We start from the raw sequence: 21,422 nt of genomic DNA, 5'->3' as shown, positions 1-21,422 counted from the left end.
AACCAGGAGGCTGGAAGAGTTGCCGCTGGCGCGGGCACAGGCGGATGCGGCGGCCGGCCTACCGGACGGGCGCTGCGAAATAGGCCCACTCTTGCATGATGACCGCACGTTTCTCGAGCATGTCGGCGCGTCGATAGGCCGCCTCGGTCTTCGTGTCGATGGTGTGTGCCAGGCACAGCTCCACCGCATCGCGTGGGTGGTTTGTCGTTTCTCCAGCCCAATCCCTGAACGTCGAGCGGAAGCCATGCGGCACGGCGTCCAGCCTATGGCGCCGCATGAGCGTGGTCAGCGCCATGTCGGAGAGCGCGCCCGCGCGGTTGGAAGGGAAGACGTGCGACACGAGCGCATGGCGCGGCTGTGCTTTCAACAGCGCGACGGCTTGTCGAGAGAGCGGTACGCGATGCTCTTTCTTCGCCTTCATCCGCTCGGCTGGTACTGTCCACAGCGCCGCGTCTAAGTCCACCTCGTCCCACACCATGCCGCGCACCTCACCAGACCGGGCGGCGGTCAGGATCAAGAAACGGAGTGCCCGCGCGCTCTGCCCATCGAGCGTGGACAGCAACAGATAGACGGTCGGCAGCTGGGCAAAGGGCACCGCGGCGTGATGCTTCACCGGCGCTACCTTGTTCGGGTCGGCCAGGATGTGTTCCAGCTGCCCGCGCCACCGTGCCGGGTTCGTGCCCGAGCGATGACCATGCGCGGTGGCCCAATCGAGGATCTGTTCGATGCGCCCGCGCAGGCGTGTGGCTGTTTCAGTCTTTGTCTTCCAGATTGGTGACAGTGCGCGAAGCACCATGGATTGATCGATCTCTGAGACAGGCACGCTCCCGAACTTGGGCGACACGTAGGTGGCAAGCGTGTTGCGCCACTGCTGCGCGTGCTTGGTGCTGCGCCAAGTCGTCTCATGCTCCTGGATGAATGCTTCGGCCGCTTTGTCGAACTCCAGTTTCTGAGCATCCGCCAGCCGCGCAGCCTCACGGGCGGCGGCGCGCGCTGCCAGTGGGTCGGTGCCAGCATCACGAAGTCCGATGGCGCTGCGCGCGGCTTCGCGGGCGGCCGATAGCGACACGCGTGGATAACTGCCCAAGCTCATGCGGCGGCGCGCCCCGCGAAACACGTACCGAAGGACCCACATGCGCGTGCCGCCTTCAATGCGCAGATTCAGGCCGGTCGCCCCACCCACCGCGTGCGAGCCCTCGACCCGAAGGCGGGACACCTCAAGGGCGGTCATCTCAAGAATGCGCTTGGGCATATCTAAATTTGTAGGCCATCAAGTAGGCCAAAAGAGTCTGAATTGAGGATGGGCAGCTGCTGATGGGCCGCTGATTGAATGCTGTATATAACAACAGCAAACGCAGCGTAACACGATGATCTATAAGGGTCAATGCTGTAGCATGGACGAAAAAAAGCGCCCTCATGGGGCGCTGGTTTTTGGTCATCTGGCGGAGACTGTGAGATTCGAACTCACGGACGGTTGCCCGTCGGCAGTTTTCAAGACTGCTGGTTTAAACCGCTCACCCAAGTCTCCGGAAAGCAGAGGCCGCATTCTAGCCGTGTGGCCGGTGCCTCCCGTGCACGGCGCATTACTGCGCGCGCAGCAGGCCCTTCTGCTCCAGGAAGCCGATGACCTCGTCCAGCCCCTGCAGCGTTTTCAGGTTCGTCATCACGAAAGGCTTGCTGCCGCGCATGCGGCGGGTATCGGCTTCCATCACCTCCAGGTTCGCGCCGACGTGGGGCGCCAGGTCGGTCTTGTTGATGACGAAGAGGTCGCTCTTGGTGATGCCGGGGCCGCCCTTGCGCGGGATCTTCTCCCCGGCGGCGACGTCGATCACGTAGATGGTGAGGTCGCTCAGTTCGGGGCTGAAGGTGGCGGCCAGGTTGTCGCCGCCGCTTTCGACGAAGACGATGTCCGCGTTCGGGAACTGCACCAGCATGCGGTCGATGGCCTCCAGGTTGATGGAGCAGTCCTCGCGGATGGCGGTGTGGGGGCAGCCGCCGGTTTCCACGCCCATGATGCGTTCGGCGGGCAGCGCGCCGCTCACCGTGAGCAGGCGCTGGTCTTCCTTGGTGTAGATGTCGTTGGTGATGGCGACCAGGTCGTACTGGTCGCGCATGGCCTTGCACAGCATCTCCAGGATGGTGGTCTTGCCGGAGCCGACCGGGCCGCCGATGCCCACGCGCAGCGGGGGCAGGGGTTTGGTGCGGTTGGGAATGTGGTGCAGGGCGGAGGTTGTGGTGGCGGTGGCAGGTGTGTTCATGCGACGGGCTCGGAATGTCAGGAGCGGAAGAGGCGGGAATACTGGGTTTCGTGCTGCGCCGACAGGATGGCGAGCATCGGTGAAAAGGCTTGCCGGTCGGCGTCGCCCGTGTCGAGGGCCTGGTTCACGGCAGCGGGAATGGCGGCGGCCAGCCGGGCCAGGATGCGCTGGCCCGCGCTCTGGCCCAGCGGCACCGCCTTGATGGCGGCCTGCACCATGTTCTCGGCCCAGCCGAAGGTGTAGGCCAGCAGCACGTCGCGGGGGCTGGCCTCCAGGGTGCTGGCGGCCAGGGCGAAGGCGATCGGATAGGTGGGCGGCAGGGCTGCCAACAGCGCTACGTCGCGTAGAACCGCGGGGTCGTTTGCATGCTGGTTGCGCAGCCAGTCGGCGAACGAGCGGCCCATCTGCTCGGTCTGCAGGCGCATTTCGCTGGTCTCGCGGGTGTGCAGCACCCAGTCGTTGAGGGCGCGAACACGGGTGTGGTCGGCAGACCGCCAGGCCGCCAGCGCCTGTTGCAGCACGGCCATGTCGCCGCGTTCCTGGGTCAGCTGCAGTTGGGCGACCAGCCAGTCGGATGCTGCAGCTTCCGTAGCAACACCCGCCCGATCGACGGCCACTTCCAGCCCTTCCGAATAGGAGAAACCGCCCACCGGCAGGGCGGGCGATGCCAGCCAGATCAGCTGCAGCAGGCTGGCGGGCGGCAGGGGGGATTCGGATGCGCCAGGAGACACGGACAGCTCAGCGATGGTGGTGATGGCCGTGGTCATGCCCGCAGTCGGCGTGCGCATGGCTGTCGTGGCCGGGCGCGTGGCTGTGCCCGGCGGCATGCGCGTGTGCTTCCCCATGGTCATGACCGTGGCTGTGGCCGTGATCGTGATCGTGGCTGTGACCATGGTGGTGGTGTCCGCCGCCCGTGTAGGCACCGCCTTCCGGTTCGAACGGCGCCTGCGTCGCCACCACCGTGAGGTGCATGGCGCGCAGCATGTCGGCCAGTACGTGGTCGGGCTCTATCTGCAGATGGGCGGGCGTGAGTTCGATCGGCACGTGGCGGTTGCCCAGGTGGTAGGCGGCGCGTGTCAGATCGAACGGCGTGCCGTGCTCGCTGCAGTGCGTGATGCGCAGCACTGCCTGGGGCGCGGCGACCACGCGCACCAGCGATCCGTCCTCCGCCACCAGTACATCGCCGCCCCGCACCACCGTGCCGCGCGGCAGGAAGATGCCGAGTGCGCGGCCGGTGGAGTCGGTGGCCGCGAACCGGCTTTTCTGGCGCGTGTCCCAGTCCAGTTCCAGCGTCGCTGCGCGCTTGAGCAGGACCGGCGCCAGGCCCTGTCCCTGGGGAATGCATTTGCTGATGTGAAGCATGGCTAGCGGTGTCACGGGAAAAGTTGAATAATAACGTTCGTTATAACTTGATTCGAAGCGAGGTGTTCGCCATGTCCGCACTCAAACTGACCCAGATCGGCAATTCCGTCGGCGTGATCCTGCCCAAGGAGGTGCTGGCGCGGCTCAAGGTGGAGAAAGGCGATTCGCTGTTCGTGACCGAAGTGGAAGACGGCATTACCTTGCGTCCGTATGACCCGGAGTTCAGCGAGCAGATGGCTGCCGCACGCGCCATCATGAAGCGCCGGCGCAACGTACTGCGCGAGCTGGCCAAGTGAGCGCCGTCAACGACACCTGGGTGTGGCTCGCCCAGGCCGTCATCGTGGCCGTGCACGAAGAGCAGTTGGAAGAACACGGCGGCGGGACGGGCACGCGCGACGAGGGTTTGCTGGAGTCTGCCCTCGCCCGTCCTCGGCAACTGGCGCACTATGGCCGTCCTGACGCTGCGGCCTTGGCTGCCAGTTATGGCTACGGTCTGGCCCGCAATCACCCATTCGTCGACGGCAACAAGCGAACGGCTTTCGTGGCGGTCGAGCTGTTCTTGGCGCTGAATGGCTGGACGCTGGATGCGAGTGACGCGGACTGCGTGATGACCATGCTGGCCGTCGCCTCCGGCGCCCTCGAAGAACCCGCTTTCGCCGACTGGATCCGCGCCCACGCGCAACCGCGCGGCTGACGAGCCGAAGGCCATCGCGCCCGGCCGTCTCAGAAAAGAAAGTACCGCTGCGCCATCGGCAGCACGGTGGCTGGCTCGCAGGTCAGCAGCTGGCCGTCGGCGCGCACGGTGTAGGTCTGGGCATCGACTTCCATGCGCGGCGTATAGCTGTTGTGCACCATGTGCTGCTTGCGCACGCCGCGGATGTTCTTCACCGCCGACAACTGCTTGGCCAGGCCGAAGCGTTCGCGGATGCCGCTGGCAAGGCCCGCCTGCGACACGAAGGTGAGCGACGTGCGGGCCAGGGCGCCGCCGAAGGCGCCGAACATGGGCCGGTAGTGCACGGGCTGGGGCGTGGGGATGGAGGCATTCGGGTCGCCCATGGCGGCCATCGCGATGAAGCCGCCCTTGAGAATCATCGCCGGCTTGACGCCGAAGAAGGCCGGCTTCCACAGCACGATGTCGGCCCACTTGCCCACCTCGATGCTGCCCACCTCGTGGCTGATGCCATGGGCGATGGCGGGGTTGATCGTGTACTTGGCCACGTAGCGCCTGATGCGCGTGTTGTCGTTGCGCTCGCCGTCGCCGGGCAGCGCGCCGCGCTGGGCCTTCATCTTGTGCGCTGTCTGCCAGGTGCGCAGGATGACCTCGCCCACGCGGCCCATGGCCTGGCTGTCGCTGCTCATCATGCTGATGGCGCCCAGGTCGTGCAGCACGTCTTCGGCGGCGATGGTCTCGCGGCGGATGCGGCTTTCGGCGAAGGCCAGGTCTTCGGCGATGGACGCATCGAGGTGGTGGCACACCATCAGCATGTCCACATGCTCGTCCAGCGTGTTCACCGTGTAGGGCATGGTGGGGTTGGTGGAGGAGGGCAGGAAGTTGTCCTCGCCCACCACGCGCAGGATGTCGGGCGCATGGCCGCCGCCCGCGCCTTCGGTGTGGAAGGCGCAGATGCCGCGCCCGCCCACGGCGGCGATGGTGTTCTCGACGAAGCCGCTTTCGTTGAGCGTGTCGGAGTGGATGGCGACCTGGGTGTCGGTCTCGTCCGCCACGTCCAGGCAGTTGCTGATGGCGGCGGGCGTGCTGCCCCAGTCCTCGTGCAGCTTCAGGCCGACCACGCCGGCATCGATCTGCTCACGCAGCGCCTGTGGCTGGCTGGCGTTGCCCTTGCCCAGGAAGGCCAGGTTCATGGGGAAGGCGTCGGCCGCCTGCAGCATGCGTTCGATGTTCCAGGGCCCGGAGGTGCAGGTGGTGGCCAGCGTGCCGGTGGCCGGGCCCGTGCCGCCGCCCAGCATGGTGGTGATGCCGGAGGCCAGGGCTTCCTCGATCTGCTGCGGGCAGATGAAGTGGATGTGGCTGTCGATGCCGCCGGCGGTGACGATCAGGCCTTCGCAGCTGATGATCTCGGTGCCCGGGCCGATGACGATGTCCACGCCGGGTTGCGTGTCGGGGTTGCCGGCCTTGCCGATCGCGGCGATGCGGCCGTCCTTCAGGCCGATGTCGGCCTTGACGATGCCCCAGTGGTCGATGACGAGGGCGTTGGTCAGCACCGTGTCCATGGCACCCTGGTTACGAGTGCGCTGGCTCTGCGCCATTCCGTCGCGGATGGTCTTGCCGCCGCCGAACTTCACTTCTTCGCCATAGCCGCCGGCGCGCAGGGTGTAGTCCTGCTCCACCTCGGCGATGAGGCCGGTGTCGGCCAGGCGCACGCGGTCGCCGACAGTGGGGCCGAACATCTCGGCGTAGGCGCGTTTGGAAAGGGTGGCCATGGTGTGTCGTACGTTCGGTTCAGCGGGGTAGCGCCAGCGTGGCGGGGGCGGCTGCGGGGGCAGACGGTGACGTGGCGGGCGCGCCCTGCAGCAGGTCGCGCAGCGTGCCCAGCGCCAGGGCCAGCAGCACGGCGGCGCAGAGCCGGTAGGTGAAGCGCGCCCAGCGTGCCCCGGCGCGGCGGAAGAGCCGGTCCACCACGGCGGCGCAGACAAAGCACCACAGGACGGAGGAGGCCATGAAGCCCGCAAAGAAAATGCCGTAGTCGCCGGCGGTGGGGTGCGTCACGCCCACTGCGCCCAAGGCGCTGCCCATGGCGGCCCAGTAGGCCAGGTTCTGCGGATTGGTCAGCGACAGCACCATGCCGCTCTGCAGCGCCTGCCGGCCGGCCTGCGCGGGCGCGGCGGCGTCCAGCGCATGCTCCACGCGGGCCGCGCGCCAGCTGTCCCACGACAGCCAGGCCAGGTAGGCGGCACCTGCCAGGCCCACCGGCCAGCGCAGTGCTTCGATCTGCATCGCCATGCCGATGCCGGCCAGGCCCAGCACGGCCCAGGTGGCGTCGCCCACCAGCGAGCCCACCTGCACGGCCAGCGCCGGCCGGAAGCCGCCGCGCACGCCCTGGCGCACGGTCTCGGCGAACACCGCGCCGGGCGCGGCGTTGAACACCAGGCCCAGCAGGAAGGCGGCGGCGAACAGCCCCGTCATGCGGATGCGTCCAGCGGGCCTTGGGTCAGCCCGCGGAAGCCATGCACCACGCGGCTGCCGGCGTAGTCCACCAATTCGACGGTGCGCTGCTGGCCGGGCTCGAAGCGCACGGCCAGGCCACTGCCGATGTTCAGCCGCATGCCGTGGGCGGCGGCGCGGTCGAATTCCAGCGCGGCGTTGGTTTCGGCGAAGTGGTAGTGCGAGCCGACCTGGATGGGCCGGTCGGAGGTGTTGCGCACCACCAGGCCGAGCGTGCGCCGGCCGGGGTTGAGGGCGTGCTCGCCCTCGTCGATGAGGAGTTCACCAGGGACCATGGGATAGCGATCGATGGAGTGGAGTGGGGGGGGGAGTGGGTGGCGCGAGGCCGCGTTCAGGCCAGCCGGGCCAGCATCGCTGCGCCCAGCAGGGCCATACCCGCGCCGCCCGCCACGGCCAGCCAGCGGTGCCGCGCCATGACCATGCGGCCCAGCACCACGCCGGCTGCGTGCAGCAGTGCGGTGGCGATCACCATGCCGGCCAGGGCCAGCCACTGGCTGCCACCCGCCAGCTCCGCGCCATGGGCCGCGCCGTGGAAGAAGGCGAACACGCCCGTCAGCCCGGCGGCCAGCGCCAGCGGCAGGTGGCGGCGCCATGCCACCAGCAGTCCCAGCACCAGCAGCGAGGCTGCGATCATGGGCTCCACGGCCGGCACGGCCACGCCGACAAAGCCTGCGGCCGCCCCGGCCGTTAGCAGCGCCACGAAGGCGGCGGGAGCGAGCCAGACGGGGCGCACGGCCAGGGCGCTCCACACGCCCACGGCCAGCATGGCAGCCAGGTGATCCAGCCCCGTGAACGGGTGGATGAAGCCGTCCAGGAAACCGGCGCCCGCATGCAGCGCGTCTTCCGCGCCATGGCCGGGATGCGCCAGCGCCAGAGCGGGCAACAGGCCCAGGGCGCCCAGAACGATCAGGTTTTTTGCTTTTTTTTTCATAGCATATGGTCCAGTGGATAGGGGCGCTTGAGGCCAAAAAGGCTTGAAATTGGGGTCAGACGATCGGCTGATGCACGGTGACGAGCTTGGTGCCGTCGGGAAAGGTGGCCTCCACCTGGATGTCCGGGATCATCTCGGGCACGCCTTCCATCACCTCGTCGCGGGTCAGTACCGTGCGGCCCTCGCTCATCAGCTGCGCCACGGTCTTGCCGTCGCGCGCGCCCTCCATCACCGCGGCGCTGATGAGCGCCATGGCCTCGGGGTAGTTCAGCTTCAGGCCCCGCGCGCGTCGCCGCTCCGCCAGCAGCGCGGCGGTGAAGATCAGGAGCTTGTCTTTTTCGCGGGGGGTGAGTTCCATGGCGCGGCTGCGGGGCGGAGAGAGGGAGGAGGGATGGGGGGAAATCGGGAGCGCGCCGCGAAGGCCGCGCGCAGTCGGGGATCGTCGGGCGGATCGTAGTCAGCAAGCGCCGTGCCTGTCCATACGCCGAAGGGCGCAGGCCCGGTGCGCCCCGCACGCCGCCCGTGCCTGCACCCCTGCCTGTGCCGGCGCTGGTGCCTGCGCTGGTGCCGGCCGTGGCATGGAACCTGCACCCCGCCCCGTGCCCTCATGTCCGCCTCCGCCCCGCCCACTCCCTCGCCTGCACCCACCGCTGCCGCCGCACCCCTGGATCCCGTGCCCCAGCAGGTGGTGAAGGTGCGCCGGGACTACAACAGCTGGGTCGCCACCGAGACCATGGAGGACTACGCCCTGCGCTTCACGCCGCAGCGCTTTCGCCGCTGGTCGGAGTGGCGGGTGGCCCACACCGCGTTCGGCGCCGCCTCGTTCCTGGTGCTGGAGGCCGTCGGCGCCACCCTGCTGGTGCAGTACGGCTGGGCCAACGCCTTCTGGGCCATCCTGGCCACGGGGCTGATCATCTTCCTGGCCGGCTGGCCGATCAGCGTGTATGCCGCGCGGTACGGCGTGGACATGGACCTGCTCACGCGCGGAGCCGGCTTCGGCTACATCGGCTCCACCATCACTTCGCTGATCTACGCCACCTTCACCTTCATCTTCTTCGCGCTGGAGGCTGCCGTGATGGCCTACGCGCTGGAGCTGGCGCTCGACATTCCGCCGCGCTGGGGTTATCTGATCTGCGCGCTGGTGGTGATTCCTCTCGTGACCCACGGCGTCTCGGTCATCAGCCGACTGCAGATGTGGACGCAGCCGCTGTGGCTGGTGATGCTGGTGGTGCCTTTCGTGTTCGTGTGGATGCGCGAACCTGGTGCGTTCCACGGCGTGCTGCACTACGGCGGGGAATCGGGCGCAGGCGCGGTCTTCAGCCTGCCCCTGTTTGGTGCAGCGCTCACGGTCGGCATCGCCCTCATCACCCAGATGGGGGAGCAGGCCGACTACCTGCGCTTCATGCCGGCGCAGGCGCCGCAGCGGCGCGCCCGCTGGTGGCTGGGGGTGCTGGCGGGCGGGCCGGGCTGGGTCGTGCTGGGCGTGGGCAAGATGCTCGGCGGGGCGCTGCTGGCCTACCTCGCCATCACGCACATGGTGCCGGTGGAGCGGGCGGTGGACCCCAACCAGATGTACCTGGCGGCATATGAATACGTGTTCCCGCACTACGGCTGGGCGGTGGCGGCCACGGCGCTCTTCGTAGTGGTGTCGCAGATCAAGATCAACGTCACGAACGCGTATGCCGGCTCGCTCGCGTGGAGCAACTTCTTCTCGCGCCTGACGCACAGCCACCCCGGCCGCGTGGTGTGGGTGGTGTTCAACACGCTGATCGCCTTCATGCTGATGGAGATGAACGTCTTCACCGCCCTCGGGCAGGTGCTGGGCCTTTACTCCAACATCGCCATCGCCTGGATGATGGCGGTGGTGGCCGACCTCGTGGTCAACAAGCCGCTGGGCCTGTCGCCCCGAGGCATCGAATTCAAGCGCGCCCATCTCTACGACGTGAATCCGGTGGGCGTCGGCGCCATGGCGCTGGCCTCGGCGGTCTCCATCAGCGCGCACCTGGGGCTGTTCGGGCCGCTGGCCCAGGCGTTCTCCGCCGTCATCGCCATGGTGACGGCCTTCGTCGCCGCGCCGCTCATCGCCTGGGCCACGCGCGGGCGCTACTACCTGGCGCGGCCCGCGCAGGCCGTGCCGCCCGCCGGCCGGGCCACGGCGCTGCAGCGCTGCGTGGTGTGCGAACGCGAATACGAGGCCCCCGACATGGCGCAGTGCCCCGCCTACCAGGGCGCCATCTGCTCGCTGTGCTGCACGCTGGACGCGCGCTGCGGCGACATGTGCAAGCCGCACGCGCACCTGGCGGTGCAGTGGAGCGCCGCCCTGCGCTGGCTGCTGCCGCGCCGCGCCTGGCGGCTGCTGGACACGGGCCTGGGCCACTTCCTGCTGCTGATGCTGGTCATTGCGCCGCTGCTGGCCGCCGTGTTCGGGCTGTTCTATCACCAGGAGCTGCAGGCCCTCGGCACCACCGGCGCCCCGGGGACGGCCCTGCGGTCGGGGCTGCTGAAGGCCTACGTCGCGCTGCTCGTCATCTCCGGCATCGTCGCCTGGTGGCTGGTGCTAGCGCACACCAGCCGCAAGGTGGCGCAGGAGGAATCGAACCGCCAGACCCACCTGCTGCAGCGCGAGATCACCCTGCACCGCCGCACCGACGAAGCCCTGCAGGAAGCCCGCCGCACGGCGGAGCACGCACGCGGCGTGGCCGAGGAAGCGCGGGAAGAGGCCGAGCAGGCCCGGCGCCTGGCCGACCAGGCCAACCAGGCCAAGAGCCGCTACATCAGCGCCATCAGCCACGAGCTGCGCACGCCGCTCAACAGCATCCTGGGCTATGCGCAGCTGATGGGCGAGGACACCACCGTGCCGCCCCACCGCCAGCAGGCGGTGGGAGTGATCCGGCGCGGCGGCGAGCACTTGCTGACGCTGATCGAAGGCACGCTGGACATCGCCCGGATCGAAAGCGGCAAGCTCACGCTGCAGGTGCGGCCCATGCGCTTTGCCGACTGCATGCACGAGATGGTGGAGATGTTCGAGCCGCAGGCGCGCGCCAAGGGCCTGCAGTTCCGCTTCGACCCGCGCGGCGTGCTGCCCGAAGTGGTGCGCGGCGACGACAAGCGCGTGCGGCAGATCCTCATCAACCTGATCGGCAACGCCATCAAGTTCACGGCCGCCGGCCACGTGCGGCTGGGCGTGCGGCACGCGCGTGAACTGGCGCTGATCGAGATCGAGGACAGCGGCCCGGGCCTGACCGAGGCCGAGCGCGCCAGCATCTTCGAGCCCTTCGAGCGCGGCGCGGCCAGCAGCCAGGGCGCGGCGCCCGGCGCCGGCCTGGGCCTGACCATCGCCAAGATGCTGACCGAGCTGATGGGCGGCGAGATGACCGTCGTCAGCCAGCCGGGCGCAGGCGCGCTGTTCCGCATCCGGCTCTTCCTGCCCGAAGTGCACCCGGGCGCCCTGGGTGCGGCCGACCTGCCCAGCGCCGGCCTCCGCCCCGTGCGGCGCGGCTATGCCGGCCCGCGCCGCCGGCTGCTGGTGGTGGACAACGAAGAGCCCGACCGGGAGCTGCTGGTGCAGCTGCTCGCACCCCTGGGCTTCGAGCTGCGCACTGCCGCCAGCGGGCACGACGCGCTCGACCTGCTGGCCGCCGGCTACCGGCCCGACGTGGTGTTCATGGACCTCGCCATGCCGGGCATCGACGGCTGGGAGACCATCCGCCGCCTGCGCGCGTTCGGCCATGTGGACGCGCAGGTCGCCGTGGTCTCCGCCAATGCCTTCGACAAGGGGCTGGAGAACGACGTCGGCATCCGGCCCGAGGACTTCATCGTCAAGCCGGTGCGCCACAGCGAACTGCTCGACTGGCTGGAGCGGCGGCTGGCGCTGCAGTGGCTGGAGGCCGGCCCTGAGGCCACCACGCCCCTGCCCGGCGGCGCACGGGCCGCTGCCGACGCTGGCGTGGCTCCGGATACCGCAGCCCCCCTCGTGCTGCCGGGCGCGGCCCTCGCCGCCCCGCTGGCCGAGGCCGTGGCGCTGGGCTACTACCGGGGCGTGCTGAACCAGCTGGCCGCCATCGAGGCCGCGCAGCCCGAATGCGCGGGCTGGGTCGCCCAGGCGCGCGCGCTGGCGCGGCAATTCGACTTCGACGGCCTGGGCCGGATGGTCCCGCCCGCCGTGCCGCCCTCTGCCCCGGCCCCCGGCGGCCCACCCTGAACACGTTCCGAGACAACCCATGCACTCCGCCGCCCCTAGCGTACCCACCACCGTGATGGACCGCGCCCAGTCCGACCTGGTGCTGATCGTGGACGACGTGCCCGACAACCTGGCGATGCTGCACGACGCGCTCGACGAGTCCGGCTTCACCGTCCTGGTGGCCACCAGCGGCGAGACGGCGCTGTCACGCGCCGCCCAGGCGCTGCCGGACGTGGTGCTGCTCGACGCGATGATGCCGGGCATGGACGGCTTCGAGGTCGCCCGGCGATTGAAGTCCCAGCCCGCCACCGCGCACATCCCCATCATCTTCATGACCGGCCTCACCGAGACCGAGCACCTGGAAGCCGCGCTGGCCGCCGGCGGCGTGGACTATGTCACCAAGCCCATCAAGCCGCGCGAGGTGCTGGCGCGCATGAACGTGCACCTGCAGGGCGCGCGCCGTGCCCGGCAGGAGGTGCGGCAGGCCGGCCAGGCGCGCAATGCGCTCGACGCCTTCGGCTATGCCAGCATCACCGTGCGCGCCAGCGACGGACGGCTGATGTGGCAGACGGCGCTCGCGCGCACGCTGCTGCGCGACTACTTCCCGCCCCAGGAGTCCGCGCAGCCGCCGTCCGATGCGGCGGGTGGGATCGCCCCGGCCCCGGCCGGTTCCGTGCCCCCGCCGGTGGCCGACTGGCTGCGCGCGCTGCTGCCGCAGGTCGCGGGGTTTTCGGCGCAGCAGATCGAGCCGCCGCGCTTCGTGGTCGAGCGCGGCGCGCGGCGCCTGTCGTTCAGCCTGCACCAGCAGACCGGCGACAGCGAGGGCGGCGGCGACTGGCTGATCGTCATGCGCGAGGTGTCCGATGCGGCCGTGATCGAGGCGCTGGCCCTGGGCTTCAAACTGACCGCGCGGGAGGCCGAGGTGCTCTACTGGCTGCTCAAGGGCAAGACCAACCGCGACATCGGCGACATCCTGGGTTCCAGCCCGGCCACGGTGAAGAAGCATCTGGAGCGCGTGTACGTGAAGCTGGGGGTGGAAACACGCACGGCAGCCGCCGGCATCGCCATGGCGCGCATCCGGCAGACGCATCCGCAATTCGAGGGCTGACGCCAGGGCGGGGGGAGGGGGCACCGGCTTGCGCGGGGCAGCCGGGGGGAGGGGCAGCGGCCCATAGGGCTATACACATTCTGTGACAATTGCGGCCCCACCCGCAGCGGCGTGGCTCCAGGACGAATGTCTCCGGCCCCCGCTGCCTTCGCATTGTCATGAACGATCCCGCATTTCCACCCCGGGCGCTGGTCCGGCGCGGCAGCCTGCTGCGGCGCAGCCTGTTTCCTTGCATCCTGGTGCTGCTGGTGGTGATCGGGCTGGGCGCCTATCTGCTCATCGTCAACGCGCTCAGCCAGGACGCCGACGTGCTGCAGCGCTCCCGGGTGTTCATCGCCCGCAGCCTGGAGCAGCAGCGCAACGAGGCCGGGCGCAACATCATCGATTACAGCAAGTGGGGCGAGGCCTATTTGCACCTGCACCGCACGGTGGACACGCACTGGGCCTATGAACGCAACAACGTCGGGGTCGGGCCGTTCAAGCTGTACGGCTACAACGGGGTGTGGGTGGTCGATGCGGCCGGGCGCACGGTGTATGGCGTGCTCGACGGCCAGCGCAGCGCCGTGCAGCTTGCCGACTGGCTGCAGGGCGACGTCGCCGGCCTGCTCGACGCGGCACGGGCGCCTGAGGTGCAGGACGGCAGCGTGGTGCGGATCCTCCAGGTGGGCGGGGTGCCCGCGATCGTGGCTGCGGCATCCATCACCACCGGGCGCGACGAGACGGTGTCGATGGTGCCCGGGCCTGCCTCGGTGATGATGTTCGTCACCCTGCTCGATTCCGCCTGGTTCGCGCAGCTCAGCGAGCAGTACGGCCTGCCTGCGCTCCAGCCCTCAGGCCAGGCGCTGCCCGGATACGAATCGATGCCCTTGCTCGATTCGCCAACCCTGCTGCTGAACTGGGACCCGCCGGAGCCCGGCCGTGCACTGCTGCGCACCACGCTGCCGGTGTTCGCGAGCGGCGTTGCGCTGCTGCTGGCGGTGCTCTTCCTGCTGCTGCGCAACGCGCTGGTGTCGGCCCGGCAGATCGAGTCGCAGCTGCTCGCACTGCACGGCAGCCGGTCCGACCTGCAGAACAGCGAGCAGCGCTTCCGGGACATGGCCGAAACCTCGTCCGACTGGCTGTGGGAAGCCGACGCCGAAGGGCGCATCACCTACCTTTCCGACCGGTTCTCGGAGGTCACCGGACTGGATCGCAGTGCCTGGCTCGGCCGTCCGCTGGCCGACCTGCTGCGGCGCGAGGACGCCCAGCCGCTGGCGCCCTGGCTGGGCGGGGCGGTGCCGGGCGGTGGCGAGGGCGGGGCGGGCCGCGGCACGCTGCTCTGCCACATCGACGACCACGCCGGCCTGCGGCGCGTGTGCCGCATCACCGCGCGCGTCATCCAGGGCGGCTTGGGCTTTCGCGGCACGGCGACCGACCTGACCGACGAATGGCAGGCGCAGGAGCGGCTGCGCCACCTGTCGCTGCACGACGCGCTCACGGGCCTGGCCAACCGGCGGCAGCTGCACGAATTCCTCGCGGCCCGGCTGGACCCCACGGCCGGCGGCGAGCCGGCGGTCACGGTGCTCTGCCTCGACCTGGACCGCTTCAAGCCGATCAACGACGCGCTGGGCCACGCCCTGGGCGACCAGGTGCTGCAGGAGGTCGCCCGGCGCCTGCAGGCGCTGGTGGGGCCCCGCGAACTCGCGGCGCGCCTCGGCGGCGACGAATTCATCCTGGTGCTCGCCGGCACGCTGCCGCCCGAGGAGGTGGACCGCCGCTGCGCTGCGGTGGTGGCCGCGCTGGCGCGCCCCTTTCAGCTGGGCGACCACACCGTGCAGACCGGCACCAGCATCGGCGTGGCCCTGGCGCCCCTGCACGCCCGCACTGCCGACGAATTGCTGCGCCAGGGCGACATCGCGCTCTACGACGCCAAGGCCGCCGGCCGCAACACCTGGCGCTGCTACACGCAGGCGCTTGACCTGCAGGTGTCGGCACGCCTGCAGATGGAGCGTGAACTGCGGCTGGCACAGCGCCGCGGCCAGATGCGCCTGCACTATCAGCCCTGCCATGCGGTGGAGGGCGGGGCGCTGCGCGGCCTGCAGGCGCTGGTGCGCTGGCAGCACCCTGAAAAAGGCCTGCTGCTGCCCGGCGCCTTCATGCCGTTGGCGCGCGAGACCGGCCTGGTCCGCGCGCTGGGTGCATGGGTGATCGACACGGCCTGTCGCGATGCCGCCGGCTGGCCCGCCGACCTGCGGGTGTCGGTGAAGCTCGCGGGCGGTCAGTTCGGCGATGCGGCGCCGGGCGTGGCGACCGACGACCTGCCCTCGGTCGTGGCGCGGGCACTGGAGGGCAGCGGCCTGCCCGCCGCGCGGCTGGAGCTGGAGATCGACGAATGCATTCTGCTGGCGCACGGTGCAGAGGCACTGCAGACGCTCACCGAACTCAAGCGGCTGGGGGTGCGCCTGACGCTGGGCGACTTCGGCGCCGGTTTTGCGTCGCTGGCCTGCATGCGCGACCCGCTGCTGGACGGCTTGAAGATCGGCCCCGGCTTCGTCACCCGGCTTCCCGAACGGCCGCAAGGCCAGGCCATCCTGCAGGCGCTGGGCCTGCTCGCCCGCTCGCTCGGCCTGCCAGTGCGGGCCGAAGGGGTGGAGAGCCAGGCGCAGTGGGACTGCCTGCAGCGCCAGCCCGTGGACGAAGTGCAGGGCTTTCCCTTCCGCCCGGCGCTGCCGGCGGACCAGCTGGCCCCACTGTGGGCCGGCACGGCGGCGCCGGGCACGCCGCGCTCGGACTGAGGCCTGGAGGCTGGTTTCAGACGTTTTCGGCCTCGGGCGCCCTTCATCATTGGGTTGTTTGCTATTAAAAACATAGCGGATGCCCACCGGGGCGTTCCTGCCGAGGGCTTCTGGGACAATCCGCCTCCGTCCCGCCGCTTCGGAAGCCGGGCGCTGCCGGCTTTTCCATGAACGACATACCGCCGCTGCGCTGGTCCACCCTGCGCCGCAACCATCCTCTGCTGCTGCGGCTCTTCCCCGCCATCTGGGCCCTGCTGGTGCTGATCGGCGTGGGGGTCTACCTGCTGGTGACCAACGCGCTGAGCCAGGATGACGACGTGCAGCAGCGCTCCCGGACCTTCATCGCCCACAGCCTGGAGCAGCAGCGCGGCGAGATCGGCCGCAACATCATCAACTACAGCAAATGGGGCGAGGCCTACCGCCATCTGCACCTGACGGTGGACAAGGCCTGGGCGGACGACCAGCGCAACGTGGGCGACATTCCATTCGATCTTTACGGCTACAACGGCGTCTGGGTGGTCGATGGCGCCGGCCGCACCGTCTACGGCGTCATCGACGGCCAGCCCTCGGCGTCGGCGCTGACCGACTGGCTGCAGGGCGACGTGGACGGCCTGGTCGCCCAGGCGCGCGCGCCGGCGCTGGCCGACGGCAGCGTGGTGCGCGCGATGGAGGTGGCGGGCGCGCCGGCCATCGTCGCGGCCGCCAGCATCACCCCCGGGTGGGACCCATCGATCGCGGTCGTGCCCGGGCCACCCTCGGTGATGATGTTCGTCACCGTGCTGCGGCCGGACCGGCTGGCGCAGCTGAGCGCCAACTACGGCCTGCCGCCGCTCACCGCATCGCGCCAGCCCCTGCCGGGCTACGAGTCCATGCCGCTGCTGGAGTCCGCCACGCAGCTGAACTGGCAGCCGCCCCGGCCCGGCCGCGGCCTGCTGCGGCAGACGCTGCCGCTGTTCGTGGCCAGCGTGCTGCTGCTGGCTGGCGTGCTCTACCTGCTGCTGCGCCATGTGCTGGCGACGGGGCGGCAGATCGAAGCGCAGATGCAGGCGCTGCGCACCAGCCAGGCGGAGCTGCAGGGCAGCGAGCGGCGCTTCCGCGACATGGCGGAGACGTCTTCCGACTGGCTGTGGGAGGTGGATGCGCAGGGTCGGCTCACCTATCTGTCCGACCGCTTCGCGCAGGTCACCGGGCAGCGGCGCAGCGACTGGCTCGGCCGGCCGCTGGCCGATCTGCTGCGGCCCCACGAAGGCGCATTGCAGCCCTGGCTGCAGCACGCGCTGTCGGGCATGGAGGGCTCCGCCACGCTGGTCTGCGAGACCCGCGGCCCCGCCGGCCAGCAGCGCATCTGCCGCATCACCGCCCGGGCCATCGAGGGCGGCCGGGGCCATCGCGGCACGGCGACCGACCTGACCGACGAATGGCAGGCGCAGGCCGAGGTGCGCCACCTGTCGCTGCACGACGCGCTGACCGGCCTGCCCAACCGACGCCAGCTGGACCAGTTCCTGTCGCAGCACTTGGCGCCGGCCGCCGGGGCGCCGCAGCCCGGGCTGGCACTGCTCAGCCTCGACCTCGACCGCTTCAAGCCGGTCAACGACGCGCTTGGCCACGCCGTCGGCGACCAGGTGCTGCAAGAGGCCGCGCGGCGCCTGGCCGCGCTGGCCGGGCCGGGCGGCATGGCCGCGCGCGTGGGTGGAGACGAATTCATCCTGGCGCTGCCGCAAGCGGCGGGCGCCGCCACCGCGCCGCTCGACCTCGACGCGCTGTGCGCCCGCGTCATCGCGGCGTTGTGCGAGCCCTTCTGCCTGGAAGGCCAGGTCGTCTTCATCGGCACCAGCGTGGGCGTGTCCCTGGCGCCCGCGCATGCGCGCACACCCGACGAGCTGCTGCGGCGCGGCGACATTGCCTTGTACGAGGCCAAGGCGGCGGGCCGCAGCACCTGGCGCCTCTACACCGACGCCATGAATGCCCACGTCTTGGCGCGGCGGCAGATCGAGGGGGAGCTGCGCACGGCGCTGGCGGATGGCCAGCTGCGCCTGCACTACCAGCCGCGCTATGCCTTGCCCGGCGGCGCCCTGCGCGGGCTGGAAGCGCTGGTGCGCTGGCAGCACCCCGAGCGCGGTCTGCTGCTGCCGCAGGAATTCATTCCGCTGGCCGAGGAAACCGGCCTCATCCGCCCGCTGGGCGAGTGGGTGCTGCACACCGCCTGCCAGGAGGCCGCCCGCTGGCCCGCGGCGGTCAGCGTGTCGGTGAACCTGTCGCCCGGCCAGCTGGGTGGCGACGGGCCGGGTGCCGGCGACCGGGCCCTGCCCCGGGTGGTGGCGCAGGCCCTGGAGGCCAGCGGCCTGGCCCCCGGCCGGCTGGAGCTGGAGATCACCGAACGCGTGCTGCTGGACCACGAGCAGGGCGTGCTGCAGACGCTCACGGCGCTCAAGCAGCTCGGCGTGCGCCTCAGCCTCGACGACTTCGGCACCGGTTTCTCGTCACTGGCCTATCTGCGCCAGTACCCGCTGGACGGCATCAAGATCGACCGCAGCTTCGTCGCCCAGCTGCCCAGCCAGGGCAGCGACCGCGCCATTGTGCAGGCCATGAGCCAGCTGGGCCGGTCGCTGGGCCTCACGGTCACGGCCGAGGGCGTGGAGACGCAGGGCCAGCTGGACTGCCTGCTGCAGCAGCGCTGCGACGAGGTGCAGGGCTTGCACTTCAGCGCGCCGCTGCCGCCCGAGGGCGTGGCGGCGCTGTGGACGGCGGCGGGGGTGGCGGGCGATTCGGCGCTGCCCCAGCGATGACGGGGCGCGGGCGCCCCCCGTGGATGAGCACCTGCAGCGATTCAGGGAGAAGCGACAGGCACCCGGGCCGGGCTAGAAACGCACCCCGGTGGACAGCCGCACCATGTTCTGCCGCGTGAAGTTCACCAGCGGGTCCCACGCGGCGCGCACGAACCAGGTGGGCATGTCGTAACCCACCGACAGGCCGGCGCGGCGAGCGAAGCGGCCATCCACCGTGCCCTGCTTGGCCAGCAGGTCGATCGTGAGCCGCTCGCCGCCCGGCCGCGGACTGCGCCACACCAGGTGCAGATTCTGCTGGTCGGGGTTCTGCCGGTTGTCGCGCACCAGCTGGAGCGCCAGGGTGTCGCCGCTGCGCCAGCGGTGGCTGGCGTACACGCTGTACGCGTCGTTGGGGTCGAAGTTCAGGTTGGCGTAGTCGCGCAGGTTGGTGCGCCCCAGGCCCATGCCCACCACCCAGGTGGTGCCGGTCTCCACGGCCAGGCTGCCGCCGACGAAGCCGCCCGAGGCGATCTGCACCGACGGCAGCATGCGCCACGCACCCAGGGCCAGGGTGCTGTCCCATCCCGCGCGCGGCTGCGAAAAGCCGAGCGCGGGCGAGCGGAACATGCCCACCCACCACTGGTCGTCGCCCCGGCTGTAGCGCAGGTTGACGTCCACCCCGGGGCCGGCGGGCAGGCCGCCGCCCGCGACCTGGTAGAGGCCCGTGGTGAGCTTGAAAGGCCCGGGCGCGTCGCCCGCCGTGTCGGTGGCGGCGCGGGCGACCGGCATGGCCAGGGCCAGGGCGGCCAAGCACAGGGCCGCCGGCACGGCGGCGCAGGCTGTGGGGCGCAGCAGGCGGGGGCGCGGGGTGTCAGAGGGCACGGCGTCCGATCTCGATCAAGCGGTTGTCGGGCAGCTGGAAGTAATCGGAGGCCCGCGCCGCATTGCGCTGCAGCGACCCGAACACCGCCTTGCGCAGCGGGCCCAGGCCGGCCAGCCGGCCCGCGCCCAGCGAGGCGCGCGAGGTGAAGTACGAAGTGGACATCGACTCGATGTGGAGCCCCTTCTGGTAGGCCAGCAGCCGCAGCGTCTCGGGCACGTCCGGCCGCTCCATGAAGCCGTGGCTCGCCGTCACGCACCAGACGCCATGGCCCAGCTCGCGGGCCTGCAGGCGGCCGTCGGCCGGCACCCGGGGCACCGGCCGGGTGTGCACGGCCAGCACCACCACGCGTTCGTGCAGCACCTGGTTGTGCTTGAGGTTGTGCAGCAGCGCGTGCGGCACGCTGTCCGCGTCGGCGGTCATGAAGACGGCGGTGCCCCGCACCCGATGCGGCATGCCGTGCGCCAGGCCCTCGACGAAGGGCGCGAGCGGCAGGCGCTCCTGCGCGGCGGCCTGTTCGGCCGTACGCCGCCCCCGGGCCCAGGTGGTGAAGACGAACAGCACGAGCGCCGCGACCGCCAGGGTGAGCCAGCCGCCGTCGGCGATCTTCAGGGTGTTGGCGACGATGAAGGTGATGTCGACGAGCGCGAAGCAGCCCACGCCCACCCCTACCGCCAGCGGGTTCCAGCGCCAGAGCCGCAGCGCCACCACGCCCGCCAGCAGGGTGGTGGTGAGCATGGTGAGCGACACGGCGATGCCGTAGGCCGCCGACAGCGCGCTCGAACTGCGGAAAGCCAGCACCAGCATCAGCACGCCGGCCATGAGCAGCCAGTTCATGGTGGGCAGGTAGATCTGGCCGATGGCGGCGCCCGAGGTCTGCACGATGCGCATGCGCGGCAGGTAGCCCATGCGGATGGCTTGCGCCGTCATGGAGAACGCGCCCGAGATCACGGCCTGCGAGGCGATGACCGTGGCGCAGGCCGCCAGCACCACCACCGGCAGGCTGGCCCAGGCGGGAAAGAGGCGAAAGAACGGGTTGTCGATGGCCGCGGGGTTGGCCAGCACCAGCGCGCCCTGGCCGAAGTAGTTCAGCACCAGCGAAGGCAGGGCGATGAACAGCCAGGCGAGCCGGATCGGCGTAGCGCCGAAATGGCCCATGTCGGCATAGAGCGCCTCACCGCCCGTGAACGCGAGGAACACCGCGCCCAGCACCGCGAGGGACTGGGCCGGGTGCGTGGCCAGGAACCGCAGGGCCCAGCGTGGGTCGACGGACTGCAGCACCTCGGGGTTCTGCGCGATCTGCAGCCCGCCGGACACCGCCAGCACGCCGAACCAGAGCAGCATCACCGGGCCGAACACGCGGCCGACCGATTCGGTGCCCCAGCGCTGCACGAAGAAAAGCCCGATCAGCACCAGCAGCGTGATCGGCACCACATAGGGCTTGAATACCGGCGTGGCGACTTCCAGCCCTTCGACGGCCGACAGCACCGAGATGGCGGGCGTGATCAGGCTGTCGCCGTAGAACATGGCCGCGCCCACCAGCCCCAGCCCGGCGACGGTGCGCCACGCCCACGGGCGTGCGCCGCCGCGCTCCAGCGCCTGCGCGGCCAGGCCCTGCAGCGCGAGGATGCCGCCTTCGCCGTCGTGGTCGGCGCGCAGCACGAACACCACGTACTTCAAGGTGACGACCAGCATCAGCCCCCAGAGCACCAGGGACAGCAGGCCGAGCACGGCGGCCCGGTCCAGCGCCACGCCGTGTTCCGGGTTCAGGCATTCCTTGAAGGCGTAGAGCGGCGAGGTGCCGATGTCGCCGAAGACCACGCCGAGCGCGGCCACGGTGAGGGCGGATCGGGCGGCGAGGCCGGGGACAGGAGCGTGCGCACGCGCCGGAGTGGAGGTCATGAGGGAGAGAGGCCGAGTAACGTCGGCGCATTGTGCGTCGGCGGCCGCGGCCGGTCACGGACCGTGCCGGCGCCGTGA

Annotated in this window: 17 protein-coding genes and 1 tRNA gene; 6 read left to right on the top strand and 12 right to left on the bottom strand. The window is 70.4% G+C overall.

Annotated features, from left to right (window positions below; translation table 11 throughout):
- Window positions 1-58: 58 nt before the first annotated feature.
- The 5 genes from ASF94_RS12215 to ureE all read right to left on the bottom strand — a co-directional run bounded on the left by ASF94_RS12215 (window position 59) and on the right by ureE (window position 3,620).
- The gene (locus tag ASF94_RS12215; protein ID WP_056666452.1) at window positions 59-1,252 is read right to left on the bottom strand and encodes a site-specific integrase; all 1,194 of its coding nucleotides are present in this window, start codon (window positions 1,250-1,252) and stop codon (window positions 59-61) included.
- 188 nt (window positions 1,253-1,440) lie between these two features.
- Window positions 1,441-1,528: transfer RNA gene (locus ASF94_RS12210), tRNA-Ser, on the bottom strand.
- Between the two features lie 55 nt (window positions 1,529-1,583).
- Window positions 1,584-2,258 (bottom strand): urease accessory protein UreG, encoded by a 675-nt coding sequence (ureG, locus tag ASF94_RS12205; RefSeq protein ID WP_056666450.1) that lies wholly within the window; start codon window positions 2,256-2,258, stop codon window positions 1,584-1,586.
- 17 nt (window positions 2,259-2,275) lie between these two features.
- Window positions 2,276-3,025 (bottom strand): urease accessory protein UreF, encoded by a 750-nt coding sequence (locus ASF94_RS12200; RefSeq protein ID WP_056666447.1) that lies wholly within the window; start codon window positions 3,023-3,025, stop codon window positions 2,276-2,278.
- A complete protein-coding gene (ureE, locus tag ASF94_RS12195; RefSeq protein WP_056666444.1) occupies window positions 2,997-3,620 on the bottom strand; it encodes an urease accessory protein UreE in 624 nt (207 codons plus the stop codon). The genes ASF94_RS12200 and ureE overlap by 29 nt, the downstream gene beginning before the upstream one ends.
- Window positions 3,621-3,691: 71 nt before the next feature.
- On the opposite strand from ureE, the gene ASF94_RS12190 reads away from it, so the two are divergent.
- Entirely contained in the window at window positions 3,692-3,916 is a 225-nt protein-coding gene (locus tag ASF94_RS12190; RefSeq protein ID WP_056667224.1) for an AbrB/MazE/SpoVT family DNA-binding domain-containing protein, read from the top strand.
- Entirely contained in the window at window positions 3,913-4,314 is a 402-nt protein-coding gene (locus ASF94_RS12185; protein WP_056666441.1) for a type II toxin-antitoxin system death-on-curing family toxin, read from the top strand. The genes ASF94_RS12190 and ASF94_RS12185 overlap by 4 nt, the downstream gene beginning before the upstream one ends.
- Before the next feature lie 29 nt (window positions 4,315-4,343).
- On the opposite strand, the gene ureC is transcribed toward ASF94_RS12185, so the two are convergent.
- Genes ureC through ASF94_RS12160 form a run of 5 tightly spaced genes read right to left on the bottom strand, consistent with a single transcriptional unit; the run spans window position 4,344 to window position 8,093 of the window.
- Window positions 4,344-6,062 (bottom strand): urease subunit alpha, encoded by a 1,719-nt coding sequence (gene ureC, locus ASF94_RS12180; RefSeq protein ID WP_056666438.1) that lies wholly within the window; start codon window positions 6,060-6,062, stop codon window positions 4,344-4,346.
- 19 nt (window positions 6,063-6,081) lie between these two features.
- The gene (locus ASF94_RS12175; RefSeq protein WP_056666435.1) at window positions 6,082-6,765 is read right to left on the bottom strand and encodes a LysE family transporter; all 684 of its coding nucleotides are present in this window, start codon (window positions 6,763-6,765) and stop codon (window positions 6,082-6,084) included.
- Window positions 6,762-7,079, bottom strand: a complete 318-nt coding sequence (locus tag ASF94_RS12170) for an urease subunit beta (RefSeq protein WP_056666432.1) — start codon at window positions 7,077-7,079, stop codon at window positions 6,762-6,764. The genes ASF94_RS12175 and ASF94_RS12170 overlap by 4 nt, the downstream gene beginning before the upstream one ends.
- 56 nt (window positions 7,080-7,135) lie before the next feature.
- On the bottom strand, window positions 7,136-7,735 hold the full coding sequence (locus ASF94_RS12165; protein ID WP_056666427.1) for a HupE/UreJ family protein: 600 nt from the start codon (window positions 7,733-7,735) through the stop codon (window positions 7,136-7,138).
- A 55-nt stretch (window positions 7,736-7,790) separates the two neighbouring features.
- Window positions 7,791-8,093 carry an urease subunit gamma gene (locus tag ASF94_RS12160; RefSeq protein ID WP_056666424.1) on the bottom strand — a complete coding sequence of 101 codons (303 nt, stop codon included), beginning with the start codon at window positions 8,091-8,093 and terminating at the stop codon, window positions 7,791-7,793.
- A 249-nt stretch (window positions 8,094-8,342) separates the two neighbouring features.
- Between ASF94_RS12160 and ASF94_RS12155 the strand changes: the two genes are divergently transcribed.
- From ASF94_RS12155 to ASF94_RS12140, 4 genes are all read left to right on the top strand, one after another.
- Window positions 8,343-11,936, top strand: a complete 3,594-nt coding sequence (locus ASF94_RS12155; protein ID WP_056666421.1) for an ATP-binding protein — start codon at window positions 8,343-8,345, stop codon at window positions 11,934-11,936.
- A 19-nt stretch (window positions 11,937-11,955) separates the two neighbouring features.
- Complete coding sequence (locus tag ASF94_RS12150) at window positions 11,956-13,023, top strand: response regulator transcription factor (RefSeq protein WP_056666418.1); 1,068 nt, start codon at window positions 11,956-11,958, stop codon at window positions 13,021-13,023.
- Window positions 13,024-13,181: 158 nt separating this feature from the next.
- Entirely contained in the window at window positions 13,182-15,797 is a 2,616-nt protein-coding gene (locus ASF94_RS12145) for an EAL domain-containing protein (RefSeq protein ID WP_056666415.1), read from the top strand.
- 167 nt (window positions 15,798-15,964) lie between these two features.
- Complete coding sequence (locus tag ASF94_RS12140) at window positions 15,965-18,583, top strand: EAL domain-containing protein (RefSeq protein ID WP_056666413.1); 2,619 nt, start codon at window positions 15,965-15,967, stop codon at window positions 18,581-18,583.
- Between the two features lie 72 nt (window positions 18,584-18,655).
- On the opposite strand, the gene ASF94_RS12135 is transcribed toward ASF94_RS12140, so the two are convergent.
- Both ASF94_RS12135 and ASF94_RS12130 read right to left on the bottom strand, forming a co-directional pair.
- The gene (locus ASF94_RS12135; protein WP_235505346.1) at window positions 18,656-19,444 is read right to left on the bottom strand and encodes a hypothetical protein; all 789 of its coding nucleotides are present in this window, start codon (window positions 19,442-19,444) and stop codon (window positions 18,656-18,658) included.
- The gene (locus ASF94_RS12130; protein WP_056666411.1) at window positions 19,434-21,344 is read right to left on the bottom strand and encodes a potassium transporter Kup; all 1,911 of its coding nucleotides are present in this window, start codon (window positions 21,342-21,344) and stop codon (window positions 19,434-19,436) included. The genes ASF94_RS12135 and ASF94_RS12130 overlap by 11 nt, the downstream gene beginning before the upstream one ends.
- Window positions 21,345-21,422: the final 78 nt, after the last annotated feature.

Origin of the sequence: Acidovorax sp. Leaf160 (assembly GCF_001424265.1) — a bacterium.
Classification (GTDB): Bacteria; Pseudomonadota; Gammaproteobacteria; order Burkholderiales; family Burkholderiaceae_C; genus Paracidovorax.
Note: the sequence above shows the minus strand (reverse complement) of the source record. Positions and strands in the feature narration are given on the sequence as shown.

What these genes read in the sequence shown, in the direction of transcription:
- ASF94_RS12215 (WP_056666452.1), bottom strand. Translation starts at nt 1,252, where the DNA reads ATGCCCAAGCGCATTCTTGAGATGACCGCCCTTGAGGTGTCCCGCCTT.
- ureG (WP_056666450.1), bottom strand. Translation starts at nt 2,258, where the DNA reads ATGAACACACCTGCCACCGCCACCACAACCTCCGCCCTGCACCACATT.
- ASF94_RS12200 (WP_056666447.1), bottom strand. Translation starts at nt 3,025, where the DNA reads ATGACCACGGCCATCACCACCATCGCTGAGCTGTCCGTGTCTCCTGGC.
- ureE (WP_056666444.1), bottom strand. Translation starts at nt 3,620, where the DNA reads ATGCTTCACATCAGCAAATGCATTCCCCAGGGACAGGGCCTGGCGCCG.
- ASF94_RS12190 (WP_056667224.1), top strand. Translation starts at nt 3,692, where the DNA reads ATGTCCGCACTCAAACTGACCCAGATCGGCAATTCCGTCGGCGTGATC.
- ureC (WP_056666438.1), bottom strand. Translation starts at nt 6,062, where the DNA reads ATGGCCACCCTTTCCAAACGCGCCTACGCCGAGATGTTCGGCCCCACT.
- ASF94_RS12175 (WP_056666435.1), bottom strand. Translation starts at nt 6,765, where the DNA reads ATGACGGGGCTGTTCGCCGCCGCCTTCCTGCTGGGCCTGGTGTTCAAC.
- ASF94_RS12170 (WP_056666432.1), bottom strand. Translation starts at nt 7,079, where the DNA reads ATGGTCCCTGGTGAACTCCTCATCGACGAGGGCGAGCACGCCCTCAAC.
- ASF94_RS12165 (WP_056666427.1), bottom strand. Translation starts at nt 7,735, where the DNA reads ATGAAAAAAAAAGCAAAAAACCTGATCGTTCTGGGCGCCCTGGGCCTG.
- ASF94_RS12160 (WP_056666424.1), bottom strand. Translation starts at nt 8,093, where the DNA reads ATGGAACTCACCCCCCGCGAAAAAGACAAGCTCCTGATCTTCACCGCC.
- ASF94_RS12155 (WP_056666421.1), top strand. Translation starts at nt 8,343, where the DNA reads ATGTCCGCCTCCGCCCCGCCCACTCCCTCGCCTGCACCCACCGCTGCC.
- ASF94_RS12150 (WP_056666418.1), top strand. Translation starts at nt 11,956, where the DNA reads ATGCACTCCGCCGCCCCTAGCGTACCCACCACCGTGATGGACCGCGCC.
- ASF94_RS12145 (WP_056666415.1), top strand. Translation starts at nt 13,182, where the DNA reads ATGAACGATCCCGCATTTCCACCCCGGGCGCTGGTCCGGCGCGGCAGC.
- ASF94_RS12140 (WP_056666413.1), top strand. Translation starts at nt 15,965, where the DNA reads ATGAACGACATACCGCCGCTGCGCTGGTCCACCCTGCGCCGCAACCAT.
- ASF94_RS12130 (WP_056666411.1), bottom strand. Translation starts at nt 21,344, where the DNA reads ATGACCTCCACTCCGGCGCGTGCGCACGCTCCTGTCCCCGGCCTCGCC.